Origin of the sequence: Acidiphilium sp. PM (genome assembly GCF_000219295.1) — a bacterium.
Classification (GTDB): Bacteria; Pseudomonadota; Alphaproteobacteria; order Acetobacterales; family Acetobacteraceae; genus Acidiphilium; species Acidiphilium multivorum.
The window spans coordinates 1-2063 of record NZ_AFPR01000264.1 but is presented as its reverse complement, the minus strand read 5'-3'; the positions used below and the strand labels follow the sequence as shown (position 1 = coordinate 2063).

The 2063-nt window shown below is 71.7% G+C and carries 2 protein-coding genes and 1 pseudogene; 2 read left to right on the top strand and 1 reads right to left on the bottom strand.

All coding sequences use genetic code 11. The features are described from left to right. The coding region (locus APM_RS10935; RefSeq protein ID WP_007423438.1) for a DEAD/DEAH box helicase at positions 1 to 785 on the bottom strand (785 nt) is incomplete at its 3' end. Between APM_RS10935 and APM_RS10930 the strand changes: the two genes are divergently transcribed. Both APM_RS10930 and APM_RS10925 read left to right on the top strand, forming a co-directional pair. Then, the gene (locus APM_RS10930) at positions 750 to 1814 is read left to right on the top strand and encodes a ligase-associated DNA damage response exonuclease (protein WP_035188534.1); all 1065 of its coding nucleotides are present in this window, start codon (positions 750 to 752) and stop codon (positions 1812 to 1814) included. The genes APM_RS10935 and APM_RS10930 overlap by 36 nt on opposite strands. Further along, positions 1811 to 2063, top strand: a pseudogene (locus tag APM_RS10925) (ATP-dependent DNA ligase); the annotation flags it as partial. The gene APM_RS10930 and the pseudogene APM_RS10925, both read left to right, overlap by 4 nt.

Genomic DNA, 2063 nt, shown 5'->3' with positions numbered 1-2063 from the left:
CGGATGCGCGCCAGCACCGCCTCCGCCGCCATCAGCCCCATATGGCCGGACCACGGCATCCGCGCCGGCCCGATCAACATCCCGATCTCCGGCGCCGCCCCGGCCTCGCCCGTAATCATCTCGGTCGCCCCGCCCCGGCCATCCGGCGAGATCCAGGCGCGGATCGCCTCGGGATGCGCGATCGTCGCCGACAGCCCGATCCGCACCGCCCCCGGCGCGAGTTGTGCGAGCCGGGCGAGGCAGAGCGCGAGCTGGTCGCCCCGCTTGGTCCCGGCCAGCGCGTGCACCTCGTCGATCACGATGTTCGCCAGCCCCGCGAAGCGCGACGCCGCCTCGGGATCGTAGAGCAGCAAGGCGAGGCTCTCCGGCGTGGTCAGCAGAACATGTGGCGGCCGGGCGCGCTGCCGCGCCCGCCGGTTCGCCGGCGTGTCCCCCGTGCGGGTCTCGACGCGGATGGGCAGGCCCATCTCCGCCACCGGCGCTTCGAGATTGCGGGCGATATCGGTCGCCAGCGCCTTTAGCGGGCTGACATAGATCGTGTGCAGTCCCTCCGGCGGATCGTCCGCCAGCGCGATCAGGCTGGGCAGGAACCCTGCCAGCGTCTTGCCCCCGCCGGTGGGGGCGATCAGCAGCGCGTTTTTTCCCCGCCGCGCCGCGTCCAGCACGGCGAGCTGGTGCGGCCGCGGCGTCCAGCCGCGCGCGGCGAACCAGTCGGCGAAACGGTGGGGCAGGGCGGTCACGCGCCAGACATGGCAGACTTGGCGAAACCTGCAATCCGCCCCCATCTTCCCGCCATGCCTCCGCATCCCGAAACCTGGCTGCATCCCCGCCCCGAAGGGCTACATTGCGTGCCGGGCGACTTCTTCATCGACCCCACCCGCGCCGTCGATCGCGCGGTGATCACCCATGGCCATGCCGACCATGCCCGGCCGGGCCATCGCCATGTGCTGGCCAGCGCCGAGACGCTTGCGATCATGCGGGTGCGGATGGGCGAGGCGCGGGCCGGCGCGGCGCAGCAGGCGGCCGCACCGGGCGAGATCGTCCGCATCAACGGCGTCGGCGTCTCCCTCGTCCCCGCCGGCCATGTCCTCGGCTCCTGCCAGGTGGTGCTGGACTACGAGGGCAGCCGCGCCGTGGTCTCGGGCGACTACAAGCGCCGGCGCGATCCCACCTGCGCGCCCTTCGTCCCGGTGAATTGCGACGTGTTCGTGACGGAGGCGACCTTCGGCCTGCCGGTCTTCCGCCATCCGGACGCCGCGGCGGAAATCGCGAAACTGCTCCACTCCATGACGATCTTCCCCACCCGCGCCCATCTCGTCGGCGCCTACGGTCTCGGCAAGGCGCAGCGGCTGATCGCCCTGCTGCGCGAAGCCGGATACGACGCTCCGATCTACCTCCACGGCGCCCTGCAAAAACTCTGCGACCTCTACGAAACCCTCGGCGTGCCCCTGGGCGATCTCCGCCCCGCCACGGTCGCCGACAAGGACGCGCTGAAAGGCGCCATCGTTCTCGCCCCGCCTTCCGCAGTGGCGGATCGCTGGGCGCGGCGGCTGGATGATCCGGTGGTCGCCGTCGCCTCGGGCTGGATGCGGGTGCGCCAGCGCGCCAAGGCCTCCGGCGTCGAGCTGCCGCTCGTCATCTCCGACCATGCCGACTGGGACGAACTGCTCGCCACGGTGGAGGATGTCGCCGCCCCGGAAATCTGGGTCACCCACGGCGCCGAGGCGGCCCTGCTGCGCCAGCTCTCGCTCATGGGACGGCGCGGCCGCGCGCTCAGCCTGATCGGCTATGGCGACGAGGCGGAGCAGGAATGAAACCCTTCGCCGATCTGCTGGAACGCCTGCTCTACACCACCGGCCGCAACGCCAAGATCGCGCTCCTCGCCGATTACTTCGCCCACCGCCCCAATCCCGAGCGCGGCTACGCGCTCGCCGCCATCGCCGGCGCGCTCGACTTTCCCGGCGCGAAACCCGCCGTGCTGCGCGAGCTGGCCGCCGCCCGCACCGATCCCGAGCTGTTCGCGCTCTCCTACGATTTCGTCGGCGACCTCGCCGAGACCATCG